Annotated in this window: 27 protein-coding genes; 1 reads left to right on the forward strand and 26 read right to left on the reverse strand. The window is 41.3% G+C overall.

Annotated features, from left to right (window positions below):
- Positions 1-178: 178 nt before the first annotated feature.
- Positions 179-1,453, forward strand: coding sequence for a serine--tRNA ligase (gene serS / locus KBU52_RS04915; protein ID WP_254724522.1), 1,275 nt, complete (start codon positions 179-181; stop codon positions 1,451-1,453).
- Between the two features lie 95 nt (positions 1,454-1,548).
- Here the strand turns inward: serS and groL are convergent, their stop codons facing one another.
- From groL to rimP, 26 genes are all read right to left on the reverse strand, one after another.
- The gene (gene groL / locus KBU52_RS04920; protein WP_254724523.1) at positions 1,549-3,168 is read right to left on the reverse strand and encodes a chaperonin GroEL; all 1,620 of its coding nucleotides are present in this window, start codon (positions 3,166-3,168) and stop codon (positions 1,549-1,551) included.
- 15 nt (positions 3,169-3,183) lie between these two features.
- Complete coding sequence (gene groES, locus KBU52_RS04925) at positions 3,184-3,468, reverse strand: co-chaperone GroES (RefSeq protein ID WP_254724524.1); 285 nt, start codon at positions 3,466-3,468, stop codon at positions 3,184-3,186.
- 136 nt (positions 3,469-3,604) lie between these two features.
- Positions 3,605-3,898, reverse strand: a complete 294-nt coding sequence (locus KBU52_RS04930; RefSeq protein ID WP_000256768.1) for a hypothetical protein — start codon at positions 3,896-3,898, stop codon at positions 3,605-3,607.
- Between the two features lie 101 nt (positions 3,899-3,999).
- Positions 4,000-4,854, reverse strand: coding sequence for a PTS system mannose/fructose/sorbose family transporter subunit IID (locus tag KBU52_RS04935; RefSeq protein WP_029689583.1), 855 nt, complete (start codon positions 4,852-4,854; stop codon positions 4,000-4,002).
- A complete protein-coding gene (locus KBU52_RS04940) occupies positions 4,838-5,680 on the reverse strand; it encodes a PTS sugar transporter subunit IIC (protein ID WP_178895417.1) in 843 nt (280 codons plus the stop codon). Before KBU52_RS04940 ends, KBU52_RS04935 begins: the two co-directional genes overlap by 17 nt.
- Positions 5,681-5,732: 52 nt before the next feature.
- A complete protein-coding gene (locus KBU52_RS04945) occupies positions 5,733-6,227 on the reverse strand; it encodes a PTS sugar transporter subunit IIB (protein WP_254724525.1) in 495 nt (164 codons plus the stop codon).
- A 14-nt stretch (positions 6,228-6,241) separates the two neighbouring features.
- Positions 6,242-6,679, reverse strand: coding sequence for a PTS sugar transporter subunit IIA (locus KBU52_RS04950; protein ID WP_254724526.1), 438 nt, complete (start codon positions 6,677-6,679; stop codon positions 6,242-6,244).
- Positions 6,680-6,818: 139 nt separating this feature from the next.
- Complete coding sequence (locus tag KBU52_RS04955; RefSeq protein ID WP_250306800.1) at positions 6,819-8,117, reverse strand: ABC transporter substrate-binding protein; 1,299 nt, start codon at positions 8,115-8,117, stop codon at positions 6,819-6,821.
- Positions 8,114-8,797 carry a response regulator transcription factor gene (locus tag KBU52_RS04960; RefSeq protein ID WP_254724613.1) on the reverse strand — a complete coding sequence of 228 codons (684 nt, stop codon included), beginning with the start codon at positions 8,795-8,797 and terminating at the stop codon, positions 8,114-8,116. Before KBU52_RS04960 ends, KBU52_RS04955 begins: the two co-directional genes overlap by 4 nt.
- A 6-nt stretch (positions 8,798-8,803) precedes the next feature.
- Complete coding sequence (locus KBU52_RS04965) at positions 8,804-10,120, reverse strand: sensor histidine kinase (protein WP_004251849.1); 1,317 nt, start codon at positions 10,118-10,120, stop codon at positions 8,804-8,806.
- A complete protein-coding gene (locus KBU52_RS04970; RefSeq protein ID WP_004251845.1) occupies positions 10,120-11,103 on the reverse strand; it encodes a substrate-binding domain-containing protein in 984 nt (327 codons plus the stop codon). The genes KBU52_RS04965 and KBU52_RS04970 overlap by 1 nt, the downstream gene beginning before the upstream one ends.
- Positions 11,104-11,292: 189 nt before the next feature.
- Positions 11,293-11,688: a single-stranded DNA-binding protein gene (locus KBU52_RS04975; RefSeq protein WP_004251844.1), complete on the reverse strand. Its 396-nt coding sequence runs from the start codon at positions 11,686-11,688 to the stop codon at positions 11,293-11,295.
- A 75-nt stretch (positions 11,689-11,763) separates the two neighbouring features.
- Complete coding sequence (locus tag KBU52_RS04980) at positions 11,764-12,525, reverse strand: SDR family NAD(P)-dependent oxidoreductase (RefSeq protein WP_004251841.1); 762 nt, start codon at positions 12,523-12,525, stop codon at positions 11,764-11,766.
- 41 nt (positions 12,526-12,566) lie between these two features.
- Positions 12,567-13,193, reverse strand: a complete 627-nt coding sequence (gene ytpR / locus KBU52_RS04985; protein WP_247921875.1) for a YtpR family tRNA-binding protein — start codon at positions 13,191-13,193, stop codon at positions 12,567-12,569.
- A gap of 9 nt (positions 13,194-13,202) precedes the next feature.
- Positions 13,203-13,520: a thioredoxin family protein gene (locus tag KBU52_RS04990; RefSeq protein WP_254724527.1), complete on the reverse strand. Its 318-nt coding sequence runs from the start codon at positions 13,518-13,520 to the stop codon at positions 13,203-13,205.
- On the reverse strand, positions 13,517-13,807 hold the full coding sequence (locus KBU52_RS04995) for a DUF4651 domain-containing protein (protein ID WP_024053819.1): 291 nt from the start codon (positions 13,805-13,807) through the stop codon (positions 13,517-13,519). The genes KBU52_RS04990 and KBU52_RS04995 overlap by 4 nt, the downstream gene beginning before the upstream one ends.
- Before the next feature lie 235 nt (positions 13,808-14,042).
- Positions 14,043-14,297 carry a DUF1912 family protein gene (locus KBU52_RS05000; protein ID WP_070677046.1) on the reverse strand — a complete coding sequence of 85 codons (255 nt, stop codon included), beginning with the start codon at positions 14,295-14,297 and terminating at the stop codon, positions 14,043-14,045.
- 9 nt (positions 14,298-14,306) lie between these two features.
- Positions 14,307-15,641, reverse strand: a complete 1,335-nt coding sequence (locus KBU52_RS05005; RefSeq protein WP_254724528.1) for a DUF438 domain-containing protein — start codon at positions 15,639-15,641, stop codon at positions 14,307-14,309.
- Positions 15,641-15,874 (reverse strand): DUF1858 domain-containing protein, encoded by a 234-nt coding sequence (locus KBU52_RS05010; protein WP_006151852.1) that lies wholly within the window; start codon positions 15,872-15,874, stop codon positions 15,641-15,643. The genes KBU52_RS05005 and KBU52_RS05010 overlap by 1 nt, the downstream gene beginning before the upstream one ends.
- Before the next feature lie 104 nt (positions 15,875-15,978).
- On the reverse strand, positions 15,979-16,758 hold the full coding sequence (locus KBU52_RS05015; RefSeq protein ID WP_006151732.1) for a hypothetical protein: 780 nt from the start codon (positions 16,756-16,758) through the stop codon (positions 15,979-15,981).
- 146 nt (positions 16,759-16,904) lie between these two features.
- Positions 16,905-17,255 (reverse strand): 30S ribosome-binding factor RbfA, encoded by a 351-nt coding sequence (gene rbfA, locus KBU52_RS05020; protein WP_004251823.1) that lies wholly within the window; start codon positions 17,253-17,255, stop codon positions 16,905-16,907.
- Between the two features lie 165 nt (positions 17,256-17,420).
- Positions 17,421-20,162, reverse strand: a complete 2,742-nt coding sequence (gene infB / locus KBU52_RS05025) for a translation initiation factor IF-2 (protein ID WP_254724529.1) — start codon at positions 20,160-20,162, stop codon at positions 17,421-17,423.
- A gap of 16 nt (positions 20,163-20,178) precedes the next feature.
- On the reverse strand, positions 20,179-20,478 hold the full coding sequence (locus KBU52_RS05030; RefSeq protein WP_004251819.1) for a YlxQ-related RNA-binding protein: 300 nt from the start codon (positions 20,476-20,478) through the stop codon (positions 20,179-20,181).
- Positions 20,471-20,764 (reverse strand): YlxR family RNase P modulator, encoded by a 294-nt coding sequence (locus KBU52_RS05035; RefSeq protein ID WP_004251817.1) that lies wholly within the window; start codon positions 20,762-20,764, stop codon positions 20,471-20,473. The genes KBU52_RS05030 and KBU52_RS05035 overlap by 8 nt, the downstream gene beginning before the upstream one ends.
- Positions 20,765-20,785: 21 nt before the next feature.
- On the reverse strand, positions 20,786-21,922 hold the full coding sequence (gene nusA / locus KBU52_RS05040; RefSeq protein ID WP_004251816.1) for a transcription termination factor NusA: 1,137 nt from the start codon (positions 21,920-21,922) through the stop codon (positions 20,786-20,788).
- A gap of 41 nt (positions 21,923-21,963) precedes the next feature.
- Positions 21,964-22,443: a ribosome maturation factor RimP gene (rimP, locus tag KBU52_RS05045; RefSeq protein ID WP_004251813.1), complete on the reverse strand. Its 480-nt coding sequence runs from the start codon at positions 22,441-22,443 to the stop codon at positions 21,964-21,966.
- Positions 22,444-22,551 lie beyond the last annotated feature (108 nt).

Below are 22,551 nucleotides of genomic sequence, written 5' to 3' on the forward strand. Positions count from 1 at the left end.
TTATCCTCTTCTTCCAGAAAGTCTGCGGATGCTGCGAGCAGATAGGAGAGATAGGTGAAATTCTACCGTTGTTTTAAATCAAATACAGAATCAAGTGCACACCTGTGAAGTTGGATGGAACCGTGGCTCTGCCACTCCAACGCTTTGTCAGGTGTGCTTTTTTCATAAAGGAGTTTATATGCTAGATATCAAACGTATTCGTACAGACTTTGATGCTGTCGCAGAAAAATTGGCTACACGTGGTGTAGACGCTGCTATCTTGAACGAGATGAAAGAAATCGATGCTAAACGTCGTGACATCTTGGTTAAGGTTGAAACCCTCAAGGCAGAGCGTAACACGGTTTCTGCTGAAATCGCCCAAGCTAAGCGCAACAAGGAAAATGCCGATGATAAGATTGCTGCCATGCAAACCCTATCTGCCGAAGTCAAAGCACTCGATGCAGAATTAGCTGAAATCGATGCTAAATTGACAGAATTTACCACTACTCTTCCAAACATCCCAGCTGACAGTGTTCCTATTGGGGTAGACGAAGATGATAACGTAGAAGTTCGCCGTTGGGGAACTCCTCGTGAGTTTGACTTTGAACCAAAAGCCCACTGGGATCTCGGAGAAGACCTTGGTATTCTTGACTGGGAACGTGGTGGAAAAGTCACTGGAGCTCGTTTCCTCTTCTATAAAGGCCTCGGAGCTCGTTTAGAACGTGCAATCTACAACTTTATGCTAGATGAACACGGAAAAGAAGGTTATACTGAAGTCATCACCCCTTACATGGTTAACCATGACTCTATGTTTGGTACTGGTCAATATCCAAAATTCAAGGAAGATACTTTTGAGATCAGCGATACCAACTATGTCCTCATTCCTACAGCTGAAGTCCCTCTAACTAACTACTACCGTGATGAAATTATTGATGGTAAGGAACTGCCAATCTACTTTACTGCTATGAGTCCATCATTCCGTTCTGAAGCTGGTTCTGCTGGTCGCGATACTCGCGGTTTGATTCGTTTGCACCAATTCCACAAGGTAGAAATGGTGAAATTTGCTAAACCTGAAGAATCATACGAAGAACTAGAAAAGATGACAGCTAACGCTGAAAACATCCTTCAAAAACTCAACTTGCCATACCGTGTAGTTGCTCTTTCTACAGGAGATATGGGCTTCTCAGCTGCTAAGACTTACGACTTGGAAGTTTGGATCCCAGCACAAAATACCTACCGTGAAATCTCAAGCTGTTCAAATACAGAAGATTTCCAAGCACGTCGTGCCCAAATCCGTTATCGTGACGAAGCAGATGGTAAGGTTAAACTTCTTCACACCTTGAACGGTTCTGGACTTGCAGTTGGACGTACCGTTGCGGCAATTCTTGAAAACTATCAAAATGAAGATGGTTCTGTCACTATTCCAGAAGTCCTTCGTCCATACATGGGTGGAGCTGAAGTCATCAAACCATAACAATTTCAGATAAAAAAAGAGGAAGCTGAGCTCCCTCTTTTTAAGTGATTCAAAAGAAACAGGTAGAAATCATGATTTCTACCTGTTTTTATTTATTAGTAACCACCCATCATTGATGGATCCATAGCTGGAGCTGGTGCTACAGGTTCTGGTTTGTTAGCCACAACTGCTTCTGTTGTCAAGATAAGACTTGCTACTGAAGCTGCGTTTTGAAGGGCTGAACGGCTAACCTTAACAGGATCGATAATACCTGCTTCAATCATGTTAACCCATTCACCTGTTGCAGCGTTGAAGCCTGTACCAGCTTCTGCATTTTTCAAACGATCGATAACGATTGAACCTTCATAGCCTGCATTGTAGGCAATTTGGCGAACCGGCTCTTCTAAGGCACGAAGAACAATGCTACGTCCTGTTGCTTCGTCACCTGTCAATTCTAAAGCTTCAACAGCTGGAATGACATTCACTAAGGCAGTACCACCACCTGCAACAATACCTTCTTCCACTGCTGCACGGGTAGCGTTAAGGGCATCTTCGATGCGGAGTTTCATTTCTTTCAATTCAGTTTCAGTTGCAGCACCGACCTTGATAACTGCTACTCCACCTGATAATTTGGCCAAGCGTTCTTGGAGTTTTTCACGGTCGAATTCTGAAGTTGTTGTTTCGATTTGAGACTTGATGACAGCTACACGGTTAGCAATCGCTTCAGGATTTCCTGCACCTTCAACAATGACTGTGCTATCTTTATCTACAGACACTTTAGCTGCTTGACCTAAAGCTTCGATGGTAGCATCTTTCAACTCAAGACCAAGATCTTCTGTGATAACAGTTCCGCCTGTCAAAATCGCGATGTCTTCTAACATAGCCTTACGACGGTCACCAAATCCTGGTGCCTTAACAGCAACTACGTTGAAAGTTCCACGAATCTTGTTCAAAACAAGAGTTGGCAAAGCTTCACCATCAACATCATCTGCAATAATCAAGAGCGGACGACTGCTTTGAAGAATACTTTCTAGAAGTGGCAAGATTTCTTGGATATTTGAAATCTTCTTGTCTGTGATTAAAATGTATGGATTTTCAAGGTCTGCAACCATTTTTTCATTATCAGTAACCATGTATTGTGAGAGGTAACCACGGTCAAACTGCATTCCCTCAACCACTTCAAGCTCGGTTTCCATACCACGTGATTCTTCAATAGTGATAACTCCATCTTTACCAACTTTTTCCATTGCTTCAGAGATGTATTCACCAACTTTTTCAGAACGAGATGATACTGCAGCGACCTGAGCGATAGCTTCTTTATTTGCTACTGGAATAGCATTGTTCTTCAAGGCTTCAACGGCTGCAGCGACCGCAGCTTCAATCCCACGGCGAATACCAATTGGATTTGCGCCAGCAGTAACGTTTTTGATTCCTTCACGGACGATAGCCTGAGTCAATACTGTTGCAGTAGTTGTCCCATCACCAGCGATATCATTGGTTTTAGAAGCTACTTCTGATACCAATTTGGCACCCATGTTTTCAAAATGGTCTTCTAGTTCAATTTCTTTAGCGATTGTCACCCCGTCATTGGTAATCAATGGTGAACCAAATGATTTTTCAAGAACGACATTACGTCCTTTAGGGCCTAAGGTTACTTTAACTGTATCAGCTAAGATATCAACCCCACGGACCATTGCTGAACGTGCATCAGATGAAAATTTAATTTCTTTTGCCATACTTACTTCCTCCTATTATTCTTCCACGATTGCTAAAATGCTAGCTTCACCAACGATGATGTATTTTTCATCCCCATCTTTGACATCAATGCCTGCATGTACTTCAACCAAAACCTGATCTCCAACTTTTACACTTGGAGCAACCAAATCACCGTTCAAGGTGCGAACACCTTGTCCAGTAGCCACTACTGTAGCTGTTTTCGTTTCTTCTTGGGCTGATTTTGCGAGGACAAAACCTCCGACTGTTTGTTCTTTCTCTTCAATTTTCAAGACCACACGGTCTCCTAATGGTTTCAACATCTGCTTTCCTCCATAAGATAATCATATTATTAGCACTCTTAACATGCGAGTGCTAATCTATAGTTCTATTGTATCACTTAGTCAGAAATAGTCAAGAAAAAAACACCTCAAAAATGAAAGAGATGTTCCTTTAATATTAATTGAGAATCGTCAACTTTTGATTGAAATCATCGATAACCTTTTGGAGATTGATCCGCCCGCGGTAGATACCATATCCAAAAACCACCATTCCTAATATTCCAATCAAGGCAAGTAAAATTCCGAAAATTAAGAGTGGGAGGAAGGTTTTATGAAAAAGATAAATCAATACCACACCAATACTAGCAGTGATAAAGAGCAAACTGAACCAACGACCCAAATTTTCAAGCATGTGGCGTTGATACTTAATTTCTGTTTCATATCCATTAACAAGTTCTTGTTTTGTAACCATGAAAATCCTCCTGATAAAAATTGAGAATGAAGTGTAAGAGAAGGAGATTAGTCTACTTCATTCTCAAAATTTTTACTAGTAAATATTGGGTTCTCTTGACCTTAGTAATTAAGATGTGGGTCAAAGATACCTAGAGCAACACCAATTAAGGCAACAACAACTAGAATTAACATGACTTTGTTTGGTGAAACTTTTTTCTTAGACATCAACCACCAGCAAATAGTGATGAAGGTTGCTGTCAAGAGACCTGGATAAACACCATCAATCTTTTCTTGAATTTTAAGGAAGGCTTCTCCGTTAGCATTTTTGAATTCGAGTGCTGTTGTAACAGAGACCCAAGTCGCTGCTACAGCACCAATAACCATACCACCGACAACGCTGATTGCTTTACGAAGAGCTTGTCCTTTTGGTCCTACTAGGAATTCAACGGCTTTATCCCCTAATTGATATCCTTTGAAGAAGGCAAAGCGCATACCAAAGTAGACTAGGAAGTTCCATACGACGATGTAGAAGATAGCACCAGCGACGTTACCACCTTTAGAAAGACCAAGTGCAATCCCCAAAAGAACTGGAATCAAGGTACCAACGATCAAAGAGTCACCAATACCAGCGATTGGTCCCATCAAACCGGCACGCATCCCATTGATGGTTTCACCATCTACTGCATCTCCATTTGCACGTGCTTCTTCCAAACCAGCTGTAATCCCTACAACAAGAGATCCAAGTTGCGGTTCAGTATTGAAGAAAGCAGTATAGGTTTGCATAGCATCTTTTTGTTCTTCTTTTGTATCATACATTTCTTCTACGATTGGAAGCATAGAAGTCAAGTACCCAAAGGTTTGCATGTGTTCTTGAGAGAAACAAGTCAAATGACCATAATACCAATGATGAAATGCTTTTGCTAATGTTTTCTTTGAAATTTTCTTTCTATCAGCCATTTTAAATATCCTCCTCATCATCGTCTACGTAAACAACCCCAGCTGGAACAGCTTTCATAGATTTGATTACTTCAAGTTCATAGTAGATTACTGCAAAGATCAATGAAACAACCGCACTCGCTACCAAGTTCAAGCCGAGAGATTTAGCCAAGGTAAATCCAACAAAGAATGGAATGAAGTCAGTTGCTTTTGTAACAATTTGTTTCAACAAGATAGCAATACCGACACATGGGAGAAGAGCTCCGACTGTAAAGAGAGCTTTCATCCAGAAACCATCCATAGGAAGGTAAAGTTTCATCAAATCAACCATGTTTTCACCATATTTAGTGATAATCATAGTTGGAAGGAAAGAGAAGAGGAAGTGAGAGATCCATGGGTAAACCCAGTCAACTGCGTAGAGTTTTTTGAAATTTCCTTCTTCAACGGCTTTCCAACCAATGTGTTGCCAAAGCAAGTTCATGGTAGCTGTTCCGTAGAAAAGAACAGTACCGATTGTCCCAACGGCCGCACCGATTGGGGCTGCAGCTGCTGCAATTCCAGCTTCATCTGTGATGTGATTTGCATGCACAAACAAGATAGCAAGAGGAACACCGATATAAGAGATGGCACGAACATCGGCAGATACGGTTCCACCAGGTGTTACCAAGGCGATATAAACGACTTGAAGGGCAACCCCGACCATAATACCGGTTGTCACATCTCCAAGAATTAAACCTGAAATCAACCCACCGATCAAGGGACGACCGAGTGTATAGTTCCCGATACTGGAACCTCCCATACCAGGCATTGAAGACAAGCTGGCGAAAACAGCAAGCAAGATTGCTTGAATCCATGAAATTGTCATAACAAACGCTCCTTTTTGTTTGTAAATTTATTTAACAGTTGAACTGTTAGTTTTAAAAACCAAATTTTGATTTGAAATCATCCCAATAACCGATCGAAACATCAGGCAACAACTGGAATTTCACCTTATATCCTGCTGCTTGAATGGCTTGGAAGGCTTCTGCTTCTTCCTGAGTGATGGATTGGTTATTACCCAATTTCACTGCACCAGGACGATCATTTGCAGGGCCAACGATGATTTCTTTAACATCTCCTGGGAAAAAACCTTGATCCACCAAAATTTCCTTCATATCGATTGGATTTTTGGTGATCAAGAAGTACCGACTGTCAGATTCCGTTACTTTTGCTGACTTTTCTTTAAAGGCCTCTTTTGTCCATACAAAGGTTTTCTTGTCTGATGCGCCTTTGTAAGCTTGGATCAAAACCTTGTTTGATGCTGCTGCATCATTTACGGCAATCAAACCATCACATGGTTTTTCTTTTGCCCAGCGTGTGACTGTTTGACCGTGAATCATGCGGTCATCAATCCGTACAAATGTTACTACCATAAGGTACCCCCCTATTAAATATCGTCATCATCTTCTTTAGCACTAGTGGCTGAAACTTCAAAAGGTTGTAGTGCAGATTGTGCTTCTGATAAGATAGTTGCTGACAAATCGTCTCCATCCAACACATCCTTCATCACAACTGCTGTCAAGGCCATGGTGAGGTTCATCCCACCAAGGATCAAAGTTCCATCTAGCTTTCCAGCTTCTTCTAGGACAGTGGCTGCCGTGGTTAATGGACTACCACCTACAATATCTGCCAAGACCAGCACAGAATCATCTGCTGTCAATTCTGAAATGCTCTCTCTAAAGTCAACTGCAAAGTCATCGATCGATTTTCCTTCTTTAAGTCCAACTGCAATGACCTGATTCATCTTGTCACCAGCAAACATAGCTAGCGATGTTTTTAGCCCTTCTGCCAATCCACCATGACTGACTAAAATGAGGTATTTCATTTTGCTACGCCTCCTTTATTTGACTCTATTGTAGATTATTTGGAAGCGCTTTTACATTGTCAAATGTCACATTATAAACATGACATTTAGCAATAAAAAAATGACATCTGTCACTTGACACGATGTCATCTTATTTTCTTTAAACTCCTACCTGAAGACTACTTTCAATCTCCCTTTGAATTTGCGGCAGGCGGTTCTCAACATCCTGATCGCGTAAAGCATTGCTAATTAAATAGTCCAGCTTTTCTAACACTTCTTTGGATACATTCTTGGGACTACTTTCAACAGCTTGTTCCATGATACGATTTAAGGTCTGATTGGTCAAGGAATCCGTGCCAAAATCATCTACCTGTAGAAGATCTTTACTAGACTGACTTTGGACCACCTGTGGCATAACGGAAATCCCTTGAGATTGTGCAAAGAGGAGTTGTTGAATTTCTGGATCCTCTGTCAACACTTGCATCAATTCCCAAGCTAACTTTGAATGAGGAGTCCGAGCTGACATAGCAAAAGAAGTAGTCGTAACCAAGGTCGCCTTGGTGGTTTTTGACTTAGCAGGCATAGGAATACAGGTCCAGGTGAAGTTTGAATATTTGGAAACATGGTAGGGATAAGGTTTATAAGTCCTATATTGAGCCAAAGTCATGGGGTAAAACGCTACTTTCCCTTGGTCAAAATCTTTGGAACTCACCTTATAGTTCTTATTCAGCTCTTCCAATTTTTGTAAAAAAGTCAAAGATTCTTTGACTTCTGGAGCCGTAAGTTTGAGCATCCCACCCTGAAAGAGACTGCCTCCATTTGCTGCCAAAGCTTCTTTCCAGGTGTATTCTGTACTCCCAAACTGATCCAATTGACCATCTCCATTGGTATCTTTGGTTAGTTTTTTACAAATTGTATAGAACTCTTCCAAGCTCCAACCTTCTTTGGGAACCTCAATGCCTTCTTTATCCAGCAAATCTTTATTGACACACATCAAAATAGGATTACTTTCATATGGCAAGGCATAGGTTTGCCCCTGATAAACACCTGATTCAAATGCAACAGGATAAAAAGCAACTTGGTCTTCTTTATTCATATAGCCGTTTAACTTTTCTAAAACGCCACGTGCCGCCAATAAGGACAAATCTTTCTCAGAAACCATAAACACATCAGGGGTCTTTCCTGATACAATTTTTTCTGAGAGCCAGTTTGAATATTCCGACTGCGGAATTCCATTTTCATATTCCACACGGACATTAGGATGGGACTTTTCAAATTTTTGGATCGCAAGATCCAATGCATGAGAACGTTGACTGGTCGGTACATCCCAACTAGAGCCTGCATAAACTCCTATATGAAGGACGGTCGGTTGCTGTTTCCACCAATAAAAACCAGCACTCAAAGAGAGCATAAAAAGGAGACAAATCCCTAAACAAAGTTGCTTTCGCTTCAATTTCATTCCGTATTTCCTTTTGAAAAATCACGTCGGGTCACTCCTGTTTGGACTGACCAAATCGCTAATTGCGTTCGATCTCTTAGGTTTAATTTCGACAAAATCGTTGATAAGTAATTACGAACAGTTCCTTCTGATAAGAAGAGTTTAGCCGCAATCTCTTTATTTGACTCACCATAGCCAATCTCTTGGATAATGCGCCATTCCGTCATACTCAAATCCTTAACGTTATCCTCATCCACAGCAATAGAGAAATTTGATTTGGCCATTTGTGAGAAAATTTGAAAGACCTTGCTTGCGATATCAGGGTTGATCATTGCTCCTCCCTGATGTACCACCTTAATAGCTTCATAAAGCTCCTCTGTCGAGGCTCCTTTTAAGAGATACCCTGAAGCACCATACTTGAGCGCACTATAGATAAATTCATCATCGTCAAAGGTTGTTAAAATAATAATTTTGATATCCGGATAGTGCTCTTTTACTTCTTTTGTAGCCAAAACCCCATCCATGCCTGGCATCCGAATATCCATTAAGATTAAATCCGGATGCGAGTGTGGAATGCTAGACAAGACATGATTCCCATCTTCCACTGTGGCTACCACTTCAATATCTGAGTAGGCCGACAAAATAATTTTCAGAGATTCTCGAATCAAGGACTGGTCATCCGCCACCATTACTTTTATCATCATCTCTTATCTCCCTTCTTTATATTTTGGTAAACTAACACGTGTGAAAAATCCATCGCGACTTTCAAATTGAAGCTGGCCTCCTAGAATTGAAATACGCTCCATCATCTGTTTGAGTCCGTAGCCATAGGTCAAAGTTTCAAACCCAACTCCATTATCCTGCAACTCAATCATGTAATCTTCTTCGTCCTCAAAAAAATGGAGGTCCATGTGGCTGGCATGACCGTGGCGAACCGCATTAGTCATAGATTCTTGTATCACACGAAAGATTGTATCTTCAATCATGACGTCCATATCGACATCGATCCATTCATAGTTGAGATCAACTTGCAAGTTTGAAAGAATTTGGTACTCGCGGATTGTCTTTTCTAAAGCATCTTTGAGAGTTCGCTCCTCAAGGGCTCCTGGACGAAGGCGATTGAGAGAGCCTCTCACATCCTGGATTCCTTCACGGACGACTTCTGATACGTTTTTTACCTGCTCTTTGGCACGACTTGGATTGATATCAATCAAGACCCCGACAGCATCTAAACCTGCTGAAATCCCTGTTAACGCGTGTCCCAAGGTATCGTGAATCTCCCGAGCAATCCGCTTGCGCTCCCGATCCTCTGCAATCTTCTCAGATAAGGCCATATAGTTGTTCAACTCGGTATTAACCTTGGACACCATGGCCAGCTCTTGTTCAACTTCATGGTTTTCCGCAAGGACATTCATGATATAAAATAAAAGTGAAATAATGAAGAGTACCATATTCAAGGCGTAGAGGGAATTCTTTAAGAAAAAGGCCAAAATACGGATAGATTCAGGATAAAAATGAATATAGGTATCAAGAGAAGGAATTGGGAAGAAAAGCGAAAAGACGTCTGAATTGGTTACAAGGAGCATCAAGAAGCTCACTAGGATAAAGGCAAACCAATACTTCCGATCTCTCTTGGTATTCAACTCTTTGGAGCCATAGAAGATATCTGCAAAAACCAAGAGAATGAGCCCGTTATAAGCTATGTTCTGAACCCACATCAACAGTAACATCAGGAGAATCTCTAGAAGATTCCTCTTATCAAAAATGGACCATCGACTTGTTTGAGGTCTATAACGACTCATTGAGATTAAGGCAATCCCAGCAAATAAGATTGCTGACAACCAAAAAGTCGTAGATGGAGCAAAAGGAATACGCTCTAGGCGCTCCAATAATAGAGAGGCTTGGCGTTGAGCAATGATATAGTTGGTTGCTTGAAGATAGATGATGCTGTTGAGCATAACAGCAATAAAATTCACGACCATAAGAATGGCCAAACTGTATCGAACACCTCTAAACTTTCTCATTACTGCCACCCATTCACATCAAACTGATCAATGTTTTCCTTTGTCATCATTTCAACTGGAATGATCACCTCTTTGGTATAGCTCTTCCCTTCAGAAATATCTTGGATAACTTCCATAACACGGTCTCCCATCTTCAAGGGAGATTGAGCAACGGTTCCCACTACATCATCCGTCGAGTGCAACAAGGATTTCATATCTGGTGAGCCATCGATTCCATAAATTGCAATGGACTGGCTATTTCCTTGCTCCTTAATTGCAGCTAAAGCTCCTATAGCCGAGCGGTCATTTAAGGCAACCAAGGTATCAATTTCAATCCCTGATTGTAAAAAATTCTGGACAGCCGGCATGGCGATCTCCGTTTGCCCCTTGGTTTCTAGTTCCGATACAATCTGATAAGAACTGTGCCCCTCTATAGTGTCTTTAAACCCCTGAATCCGCGTATCTGCTGAGACAGTCCCTTTATGCTCCAAAAGGAGGACTCGAGCGCTAGAAGAACGTTTCATGAGCTCTTTAGCAATCATTACTCCCGCTTGGTAGTTATCAGATACAATACTTGCATCGGGCTTAAAATTTTTCAATTGGGTATCGACTGCAATGATTTTAATTCCTTGTTTTCTAGCTTTTTCAAGAGCAGTTAAAATGGACTGGCTATCCCCCTTGACCGGATTGATCACAATCACATCAACTTTTTGAGCACAAAAATCATCAATCTGCTGGCTCTGCCTTTCTTCATCCAATTCTGGATCTCGGACGCAAACAAGAGCTCCTCTTTCATCGGAAATTCGACTAATTTCCGAATGAATACTTTTATAGAACTCATTGTTCATGGTCATATAGGTTACACCAATTTTAGTCTGATCCTTGATGCCACTTGTTTGACAACGGCCAAAAATCCAAAAGAGAATACAGACCACTGGAATCAGCAGTAATATACGCTTTATCAGCCATTTCAACAATTCTTTTTTCTCTTTATTTTCCTTCAAATTTCATTCCTTTTCTGAAAACTCTGAATATATAATACTTTATTCTACTACTTTTTCAAAAAAAATGCTTGATTTTATTGTACAAGTACATTTATTTGACCTATTTTAAGAAGTAATTTCCGAACAATAAAACTAGAAACAATAGAAAAAGCTGGTCTATAAACGAACCAGCTTTTTCTATAATCAATCCTAGAAGGGAAGTTCCTCCTCTTCCAAAACCAGATCTGCTAAGTCTTGACCAGCATTATTTTCACGCATAGCACGTTGGGCGCGACTTTCCAAAAGTTGAAATCCTGTAGCAAGAACTTCGGTCACGTAGTTGGTCTGACCATTCTTCTCGAACTTACGGGTACGAAGTTCCCCATCGATAGAAATGAGACTGCCTTTAGTCGCGTAGCTAGCCAAGGTTTCAGCCAATTTCCCCCAGACAACAATATTGATGAAGTCCGCTTCACGTTCCCCATTTTGGTCCTTAAAACGACGGTTAATAGCAATCGTCGCACGAGCTACAGACTTATCATTGTTGGTTTTGTGCAATTCGGGTGTAGACGTCAAGCGTCCAATCATAATCACTTTATTATACATTTTTCATCCTCCTACTTATCTATTCGAAGGAAATCAAAAAAAGTTACAAGATTTGTAACTTTTTTAAAAATAATATTAATCTCGATGAATCATAAACCCAGTTGCTTGTTGATTAGCCATGATGGTCATATCTGTGATTTGCACACGACGAGGTTGACTGGTCACATAAACCACTGCATCAGCGATATCTTGTGCCTGTAAGGCTTCAAGCCCCTGGTAAACAGTCGCAGCCCGTGCCTCATCTCCATGGAAACGGACTTTTGAAAAATCAGTCTCTACAATTCCTGGCTGAATAGTGGTCACCTTGATATCTGTCGCAATGGTGTCAATCCGAAGCCCGTCTGAAAAAGTTTTAACTGCAGCCTTGGTTGCTGAATAGACTGCTGCACCAGCATAGGCGTAAATACCTGCAGTAGATCCCATATTGATAATATGCCCTTGATTAACTGCTACCATGGAAGGTAAGAGGCAACGCGTAACCGCCATTAAGCCCTTGACATTGGTATCCAGCATGGTCAACATATCCAACTCTTCATATTCCTGATAAGGTGCTAAGCCGAGAGCCAGTCCAGCATTATTGACTAAAATATCAATCTGACCTACAGTTTCTAAAATTTCTGAACAAACCGTTTTAACCATTGTCATGTCTGTTACATCTAGCGAAAAGGTCCAGATTTTTTGATTTGGAAAGGCTTCTGCGAACTCTGTTTTTAGAGCTTTGAGTCTTTCTGTTCGGCGACCTGTGAGAACGATATTCTCACCTTTTTCTAGATAAGCACGCGCAATAGCTTCACCAATACCTGATGTTGCACCTGTAATCACTACATTTTTTGCCATCTTATTTCCCTCCAGCGAACAGCATAGATAACTGTTACCAATTAAGCTGTCCAGTGTTTAGCCGGATCGAATGGAGTTCCTACAACTTGGTCTTCTGATAATTCAATGACACCACGTTTTTGGGGAGCATTTGGCAAGGCAAGTTCACGAGGACTACACATCATCCCAAAACTCTTTTCCCCACGAAGTTCCCCTGGGAAAATGAGATTGCCTTTTGGCATCATGGCTCCAGGAAGAGCAACAATGGTTTTCAAACCGACACGTGCATTGGGAGCACCTGCCACGATTTGTACTGTTTTGTCATTCCCAACAGCAACTTGGCAGATATTGAGGTGGTCACTATCTGGATGCGCAACCATTTCTACAATCTCTCCAACCACAAATTTGGGTTCCTTGTCGTTGATGATTTCTTCAGCAAATCCTTCTTCTTGCAATTCTTGGTTCAAACGTGCTACTTGGTCGTCAGTTAAAAAGACTTGACCGCGCTCAGCGATCTCAAACATGCTAGAAACTTCAAAAATGTTCCATGCGACAGTTTCACCAGTTTCTTTTAGGAAAACACGCGCTACATTACCTTTACGCTCAACATCTAGCTTGGCATCTCCACTGTTTTTCACGATGACCATAAGGACATCGCCGACATGTTCTTTATTATATGTAAAAATCATTCTTTTCTCCTATTTCAAACTTGCTAAAAAGTCATTGATTTGCCCCTTGGTTTTACGGTCACGATTGACAAAACGTCCAATCTCCTTGTCCTTGTCTAAAACAACAAGACTTGGAATCCCGTATACATCCCAAAGTTTAGCAAGTTCCATGTACTCATCTCGGTCTACCCGTATAAAAGTGAACTCCGGATTTGCCTCTTCAATCTCTGGCAAGGCAGGATAGATATAACGGCAATCGCCACACCAATCCGCAACAAAAAGGAAGACCTTCTTGCCATCCTGCTCTACTAGATTTGCTAATTCTTCTATACTTTTAGGAGAAATCATAAGACTTCCTCCTCGTAGATGAGATCTTCATCTTCATAGACAAAGGTATAGTGACGACCATCTTCAAAAATGACACCACCAACAAGACGTTCTAAGCTACTTTCGTATACTTGAACATAGAGAGTCCCAATCTCACCCATTTCTGAGAAATAGTCACGCACAATAGCAGTTAACTCTTCCTGTGTCTTCATGAGTTTATGATCATCAGCTACTTTCTTAGCACCAAAGGCAAGCGCTCCAAGCCCTGCCACGACTAAACCTGTTTTAATAATATTTTTCGTTTTCATGCTAACATTGTAACACAAAAAGGCTCAAGGAACAATGAAAAAGAGAGTGGGACAGAAATCGGTAAATCGTTAGAATTCGATTTCGTCGTCCCACCTCCGCACAGTTGAGTAGGGCTGTAAAAGCTGATGAAATTAGCGTAGTAGAGCCCACTCAACCACTGCGTCTTGCTCGACAATCCAAAGACAATTGAGAGGCTAGGACTTTTGTCCCAGCCTCCTTTCTAATTTCTAAACATTAATAATTTCTCTCGCCAAACAAACCTTCTGGTAAATCATGGAATCCCTTGCCTGCCTTGAAGTTTTCAAATTTACCTAGTAAGAACTGGTAGGCATCCAAGCGACTCTCGTAGCGAATCATGGCATCTTTAGCGCGCTCATCTTGATCTTCTTCATAGACCTTTTGACTTTCCTTAAGAGCCATTTCGTTGATCATAATCTGGGTATTAACCCAGGCTTCAAATTCCTTCATAAATTCTTGCTCGTAACTCATTTTTTCTCCTTATTCTAATCCACGGAAAAAGTCTGTATCAATCTCACGGTAGGGTTGGATGTCCTGAACATATTCCAAGACTCCTTGAAACTCTCCTGCTTGATCGTGGACAGCTGCGTAAGTGACATGGACAAACTTCCCACGTGATTCTGACTTGAACCACATCTCGTACTTGTCTTTTTTCCCTTCACGAAGACCTTGCATAATCGCTTTGACCTTCTCCAAATATTTTGGTGGATGGCATAGTTCGACATTTCGTCCAACCTGAGACGGTGTCCGCTTGAAAATCATTTCATCCGCTGGAGTATTGTCATTATAATACTGGAAGATATCATCCTTATTAACAAAGGTAATCTCCATAGGTAGATGGTTGAGGATTAGATTTGCCTGTTCAACTGAGAGATAGCCATTGCCAAAAGCCTGCTGGCTATTGCGATCTAGCACCGATTCCTTTTCCTTTGGTGTAAAGGTGATAGTAAACTGACCTTCTGGTGTATCAATCACTTGCTGAACTTGTCCATCTACAGTTTCTGGCTGAGTTGGTTCTTCTACACTTTTTTCCTCAACAAAAGGTTGACGTTCAGGAACCCATTTCTCAGACGGACGGATAATAGCATATCCATAGGCATCACTTTCCTCAGCAATCTGAATCCAGTCATCCTGGGTAAAGGATTCAAGCAGAATCATGAGAAGGATTGATTCTTCCTTAAAAATCATACTTTCAAACTCTGTCGCAAACGCTTCAAAAGCTTCCTTTACGGAGGAAATTGGCACTTCTGGGAGCGACTTAGTTGCCACTAAAGCTGTTTGAAAGAGATCCCTAATCTGATCATCCACTCCCCACATAACTTTGGGAGGTGAATCATGGCCATAACGTTCCATGATAGGAAAGAAGAGCTCTTCCTTGCGCTGGTAGTGAATATCAAATTGACCAACAAGACCCATCTGACGTACCAAACCCTTACGCATTTCCGCCAGCATTTCCTCATCGTCCACAGATTCATAAGTCGAGAGTAATCTACGGACCCGAATCAAAGCAGCTCGGAGGGCTAAATTTTCATCCTTAAAGACACGCACAGGGTGTCCAGGATGATCGGTGTCCTCAACTTCGACACCCTTAACAGCATTTTTAAAAAGATTGGCATGCACATCACATAGCTCCATGACATCTTCAAAGGTCACGCCAGAGTCAGAGTTCATCAACTCGTGCTCCATAAGGGAAATTTCAATAGCAGATACACCTGTAAAAGTAGCATCGAATCGTTCCTGAACGGACTCTGGAGAGGCCCCATTATGCAATTCTAATAAAATATCCCGCAGGATATGAATACGTTCATCTGTCATTAGTCTAACCCGATCACTTCGTAACCATTTGCTTCAAGCGTACGTACAATCTTATCCATAGGAGTCCCTTCAAGCTTTGAGCCTTGTTTGAGCGAAACTTTTCGCCCTACAGTATTACGCATCAAGGGATTTGCAAGAGGTTTAAAACCAAGCTCAACCAAAACATCTAAAACTTCTGGATGTTTATCCACCACTTCCGCAACGGGAATTGATACATCGATTATATTGTCCATGAGAACCTCCATGAGTCTATTTCTAATCATTTAACTGCTTTTATTATACCATAAGGAATGGGATTAAAAAAACTAGCAACACAAGACTTGCTAGTTTCTTCATATCAGTCAGCTTCGATTCTCTCAGCCTCTTTTCGAATAATTGCTATATCATTTTGATATTGCACTTCAGAATAGTTAACTAATTTGGACAATTCTTTTTGCAATCTTTCGCCCATGGGTTTCATAGTCGCATAGGTTAATCCCCCTGAAATAACCCCACCTAGAATAGGAATCGCTTTTCCCATTCCCTTTGCCAAGCCTCTCCTTGTAAGAGTAACCCCAAAAATTTTCATAACCTTTTTTAAAATAGGGTACCAGCCAGCTTTGGCTACGGCTTTCTGAGGTACTGTGGTCATTACATGTTTAGCGACTGTAACACCACTAGAACGAAGCAAGGCACCCGCTCCGTTTACCCCAAGCATGACCCCTAGATAAAGTAATAGTGTGTTTTTAGCTTCTTCACTTAAGTCATTTCTTGATGCCCAAAGATCATTAAATCCATAAATATATCCCAATTCTTGGGCTAATTTCAAGGAAAAAGCATAAAACTGAGCTACATCCGTTGGAATAGTAAGCGCCATTAGAATACCTCCAGGTAGACCTGCTAGAACAGATGTTCCACTTGCTCGTAAAACATTATCCTTTATGCAGGACCTGGCTACCCTATCTAAGGTTTCCTGGGGTAATAATGAAGGAGGACCTTGTTCTAACAATTTGGCAATATCCCTCTTATCTAATTCTTTAGAGAACTTCTCCACTAAAAATTTTTCTCTATTTACTTTCACGACAGGAAGCTTTACAACTTGTTGTAAAACTTTTATAGCTAGATCTTGTTTAGCCATCTATATCTCCATTTTATATTCAAGTTAAGCTTTATCATATCATACTATTAGAGATTTATACATTTTTTTAACCGACTTTTAAGAAGGGCAACTAATTAATCTATCATCATGTTTAAAGTAACAAAAAAGAGGGTTGCCCCTCTTTCTTATTTCTTATCCAGATTGCGTAACATTTCGTCAATCTTGTTTCCATACTCGATGGATTCGTCTTTGACAAAGGTCAAGTCTGGAATTTTATACAATTTCAAATTGTGACCAAGCTCACGTTTGATAGTTCCGGTTGCTTTTTCAAGCCCGATTTGAGCTTTTTGATTATCTGAAGCAAGATTACTCAAAATGGTGTAGTAAACCTTAGCTACAGACAAGTCACCTAGCATCTGAACATCTGTGATGGTCACTCCTTGGACACGGGGATCACGGACTTTCTTTTGCAAAATCTCATTGACTTCGCGTTTGATTTCCATGCCCACACGATCCGTACGGAAATGATTTCCCATGCTATTCCTTCCTCTCTATTGAATCAAAAGCTAGGCCAGCAGACCTAGCTATTTCTAGAAGATAGAGGAACTAGAGCCATTTGAATCTAGGAAACAAGCCTTAGATAGAACTGAAGTTCATCAAGGCGCTGTTGACAACGAGTCAAATGAGCTATCGTTTCTCTATTATCGTTTGATTTCTTCCATGATATAGGCCTCAATCACATCATCCATCTTGATATCATTGTAACCATCAATCATGAGACCACCTTCACGGCCGTTTGTAACTTCTTTGACGTCATCTTTATAGTGTTTCAAGCTTGCAAGTTCACCATCGTAAATAACGACACCGTCACGAATAACACGGACTTTAGAGTCACGGGTAACTTTACCGCTAGTAACCATAAATCCACCGATTGTTCCGACTTTAGACACTTTGAAGGTTTCACGGATAATCGCTTCACCGATAACTTTTTCTTCAAATTCTGGATCAAGCATACCTTTCATGGCTTCTTCCATCTCTTCGATAACCTTGTAGATAATGCTGTGGAGACGGATTTCTACATCGTCGGCTTCTGCTTGTTGGCGAGCTTGTGGTGTAGGACGTACGTTGAAACCAACGATAAAGGCATTTGAAGCTTCCGCAAGAGTCACGTCAGATTCGTTGATGGCACCAACTGCTGAGTGGACGATGGTAACTTTTACACCTTCCACATCAATCTTTTGTAGTGATGCAGAAAGGGCTTCAACTGAACCTTGTACGTCGGCTTTGATGATGACGTTAACAGACTTGAGTTCACCAGCTTTAAGAGTGTCAAAGAGGTTTTCAAGGCTTACACGCTGTGTAGCTTGACGTTGCTTCATAAGAGCACGTTTGGCACGCTCTTCACCTGCTGCACGAGCAGATTTTTCATCTTCATAAACGGCAAAGTGATCACCTGCCATCGGTGCTTCGTTCAAACCTGTAATAGATACTGGTGTTGATGGTCCTGCAACCTTAACACGACGTCCAAGGTCATTGGTCATGGCACGGACACGTCCGAAAGTATTACCAACAACGATTGGGTCTTGAACGTTCAAGGTACCTTGTTGAACAAGGAGGGTTGCAACCGCACCTTTACCTTTATCCAAGCGAGCTTCGATAACAGTACCGATGGCACGAACGGTTGGGTCTGCTTTGAGTTCTTGAATTTCAGCTACAAGAAGAACAGTTTCCAAGAGTTCATCGATATTTTGGTTGAATTTGGCTGAGATTTCTACAAACTCAGAATCTCCACCCCAAGCTGTTGACATAACACCGTGTTCAGCCAATTCGCCGATTACACGTTCTGGGTTGGCACCTGGTTTATCAATCTTGTTAATAGCAACGATGATTGGAACATTAGCTGCTTTTGAGTGGTTGATGGCTTCGATAGTTTGAGGCATAACCCCGTCATCTGCCGCTACGACCAAGATTGTAATATCGGTAACAGAGGCACCACGTGCACGCATAGAAGTAAAGGCCGCGTGTCCTGGTGTATCAAGGAAGGTAATCTTCTTACCATTTTCTTCAATCTGGTAGGCACCAATATGCTGAGTGATACCACCTGCTTCTCCTGTAGCGACACGAGAATTACGTAGGGTATCCAAAAGGGTTGTTTTACCATGGTCAACGTGTCCCATGATAGTTACAACTGGTGGACGTTCAACCAACTTGTCTTCATTTAGATATCCATCTTCTACGAAGAAACGTTCGATATCCGCATTGTCCACTTCTACCTTTTGTTTAGCTTCAATTCCATAGTCAACCATGAGGAGTTCGATTGTTTCTCCATCCAAAGATTGGTTTTGAGTGGCCATAACGCCCATCATAAATAGTTTCTTAACAATCTCAGCTGGTTCACGTTTGATACGTTTTGCGATTTCCGCAACAGTCATACCATCTGTATATTCAAATTCTGTTGGCAATTCATGGAATTTACGCTCTGTAATAGGTTTTGGAGCCTGATTACGGTTATTTTGTTTATTTCCTTTTTTATTTTTCTTATTGTTATTCCAGTTACTATTTCTTTGATTTCTCACTTGATTCTGACTACTTCGATTCTTTTGTTGTTTTCTAGGACCATCTTCCTCATGATCGTAATCATCACGATCTTTGTCTGGTCGAGCTTGCTTTTTACGACGTGTATCCACTACAGCCTCTTTGGCTACAGGAGCTACTTCAACTACAGGCTGAGTTTGTTCAGCTAGTTTAGCAGCTTCCTCAAAGATTTCTTCTGGCTCCTTGCGTTTATTAGCTTGAGCCAAGGCTTCTTTGGCAACTTGAGACTGTTTGAAGCGTTCCTCGCTTGAGCGTGCGTATTCTGCATTTTGCTCAGCCTTCAGAGCTGCTGCTCGGGCTTTAAAATCAATACGAGGACCAGCTTGGTTGGGACGATTATCAGCTTGTTGGCGATAATCATTGCCACGATTCCCTTGGCCTTGTGGTTTCTTCCCTTGGTCGTTAAAACGGCGATTGTCACGGTTCCCTTGACCAGGTTTCCCACCATTACGGTTATCGTTCTTTTGACGGTTACCGTTTTGTTGTTGATCGCGGTTGTTACCCTTGTTTTGCTTGCGTCGTTCCGCTTGCTCTTTGGCACGCGCTTCACGTTCCGCCTTAAAGTTTCGACTCTGCGGTCTTGCAGCTACAACTTTTTCTTCCTTAGAAGTTGCTGGCGTAGTTGGTTTACTTTCCACCTTCGCTTCACTTGCTTTTGGTGCTACAGGTTTTGCTTCTGTTTTTGGAGTAGCAGGCTTAAAGCTAGCTACGATTTTTTCAGCAGCAACCGCCTCTACGCTTGATGCATGGCTTTTCACTTCCAAGCCCAGCTCTTTTGCACGCGCTACAACTTCCTTACTTTCTTTTCCAAGTTCTTTTGCGATTTCGTACAATCTTTTCTTAGACAAATCATGTCCTCCTCTTCTATTCCATAAGAGACCTCATTTTCTTTGTAAATCCAGCATCTGTTACAGCCAAAACTTTTCTTGATTTTCCGACTGCTATGCTTAATTCCAGTGTTGAAAACACGGTAATAACTTCTACTTGATAATAGTGGCTTTTATCCTGAATCTTCTTGGTTAGATTTGGGCTAGCATCATGAGCTAGAAATACCAATTTAACTTTCCGGTCTTGAATGGCTTTGACAACCATTTCTTCACCCGAGATGATTTTCCCCGCTCGCTGAGCCAATCCCAAGAGATTACTTACTTTTTGCTTATTCAAGTCCTAACTCTCTTCTTTTTACTTTGTGATCAACATAGGCAATCAACTCGTCATAAAAGCTTTCTTCAACTTCCATGTTAAAGCTACGGTTAAAGACTTTTTTCTTTTTAGCCTCTAAGGCTTCTGCATTGTCTAGCTTGATATAAGCGCCCCGGCCATTAGCCTTGCCTGTCGGGTCGATAAAGACCTCACCTTCTTTATTCTTGACAATACGGAGTAAATCTCGCTTGTCAATCACATCGTTGGAAACAACAGACTTGCGCAAAGGGATTTTTCTTGTTTTCATCTTTCCCTCCTCTTGCAGATCTTATTCTTCAGTCAATTCGTCTGTTTCAGCGTAATCCACTTGACCTGCTTCTTCCATCGCTTCAAATTCACTTGCAGACTTGATATCGATACGGTAACCAGTCAAATGTGCTGCTAAGCGAACATTTTGTCCACGACGACCGATAGCAAGAGATAGTTTGTTATCTGGCACAACGACTAAGGCACGTTTGCTGTCATTTTCATCAAAGATAACTTGGTCAACTTCGGCAGGAGCAATGGCATTGTAGATAAACTCAGCTGGATCTGCTACCCATTCGATAACGTCGATGTTTTCTTCAACAGGAATCATGCGGTCGCTCTTAGCATCGTAGCGAGCTGGGTGGAATTTGCTAGTGATTTTCTTGATGTTTGCACCACCACGTCCAACGATTGTTCCGATAGCATCCACGTTAGGATTGTGGCTACGAACAGCAACTTTCGTACGGTCACCTGCTTCACGGGCTACGCTCATGATTTCAACAGTTCCATCATATACTTCTGGAATCTCTTGTTCCATCAAACGTTTGATCATTTCTGGGTGGCTACGGCTTACAAAAACGTTAACTCCACGAGGGTTGTCTTCCACTTTGTAGACATAAACTTCGATACGATCATGAGAAGCAAACACTTCTCCAGGAATTTGGTCTTGTTTAGACAATTGGGCTTCAATGCTGCCAAGGTTAACATAAATGAAGCGGTTGTCAAAACGTTCTACTGTACCTGACATGATTTCTTGTTCATGCTCTTTGTATGTATTGTAGGTAATGGCACGTGTTTGCTTACGCATTTTTTCCATGATTGTTTGTTTAGCAGATTGGGCTGCTACACGACCAAACTCTCCTGGTGCTTCTTCAAATTTGATTTTGTCACCAAGCTCATAGGCTGAATTAATAGCAAGGGCATCTTTTAAACTGATTTCCAAACGGCTATCAAATACTTCATCAACAACTTCACGAACAGTATAGACAGTAAAGTCCCCTGTCTTTTCGTTGAAATCAATAGCTACACTATCAGATTGACCATAGCGTCTACGGTAAGCAGATCGAAGTGATTCTACTACTGCGTCGATGATATCTTCTTTCTTGATTCCCTTGTCTTCTTCCAAAATGCGGAAGGCCTCTAGCATTTCTTTACTCATGTTCTTTTTACTTTTGAATTCTCAAAAGTTATCCTTTCTTTCTATAATTTTACTGCTAAACGTGCTTTTGATACCAAGTTATATGGAATTTGGACTGTTTTCTTGCGAGTTTTATCCATATATTCCATAGTCAACTCATCCTCTTCAAAGGACAACAAGGTTCCTTCAAAAACCTTTTGCTTATCGATGGCTTGATAGAGCCCGACATGGATATATTTCCCAACCGCTCCAGCGACTGCTTCCTTGGTTTTCAAAGGACGCTCCAATCCTGGACTTGTAATTTCTAGGAAATATTGTTCTGGGAAGGGATCCGGCTTGATAGTATCTAGGACAGGACTGATAATTTCAGTCAAGTCTGCCGTATCATTCAAGGTGATTCCTTCAGGCTTGTCTACAAAAATACTAAGAATCATGTCACTGCCAATCTTTCCGTACTCGATATCTACGAGTTCAAAAGGAGCTTCAATAACAGGTTCTACGACTTCTCTGACTAATTCAACGATAGTTGCGATTGCGTCCACCTCCTCATAAGCAAGAGGCGAAGATATCTCCCCGCCTCTCTTTCTTATATTCTTGTTATTAGTATAACACAAATCAATCCAACCTGCAAGGATTTGACCTTTTCACAA

This window comes from Streptococcus sp. 9.1(2021) (genome assembly GCF_030466425.1).
In the GTDB taxonomy this organism is placed as follows: Bacteria; Bacillota; Bacilli; order Lactobacillales; family Streptococcaceae; genus Streptococcus; species Streptococcus wuxiensis.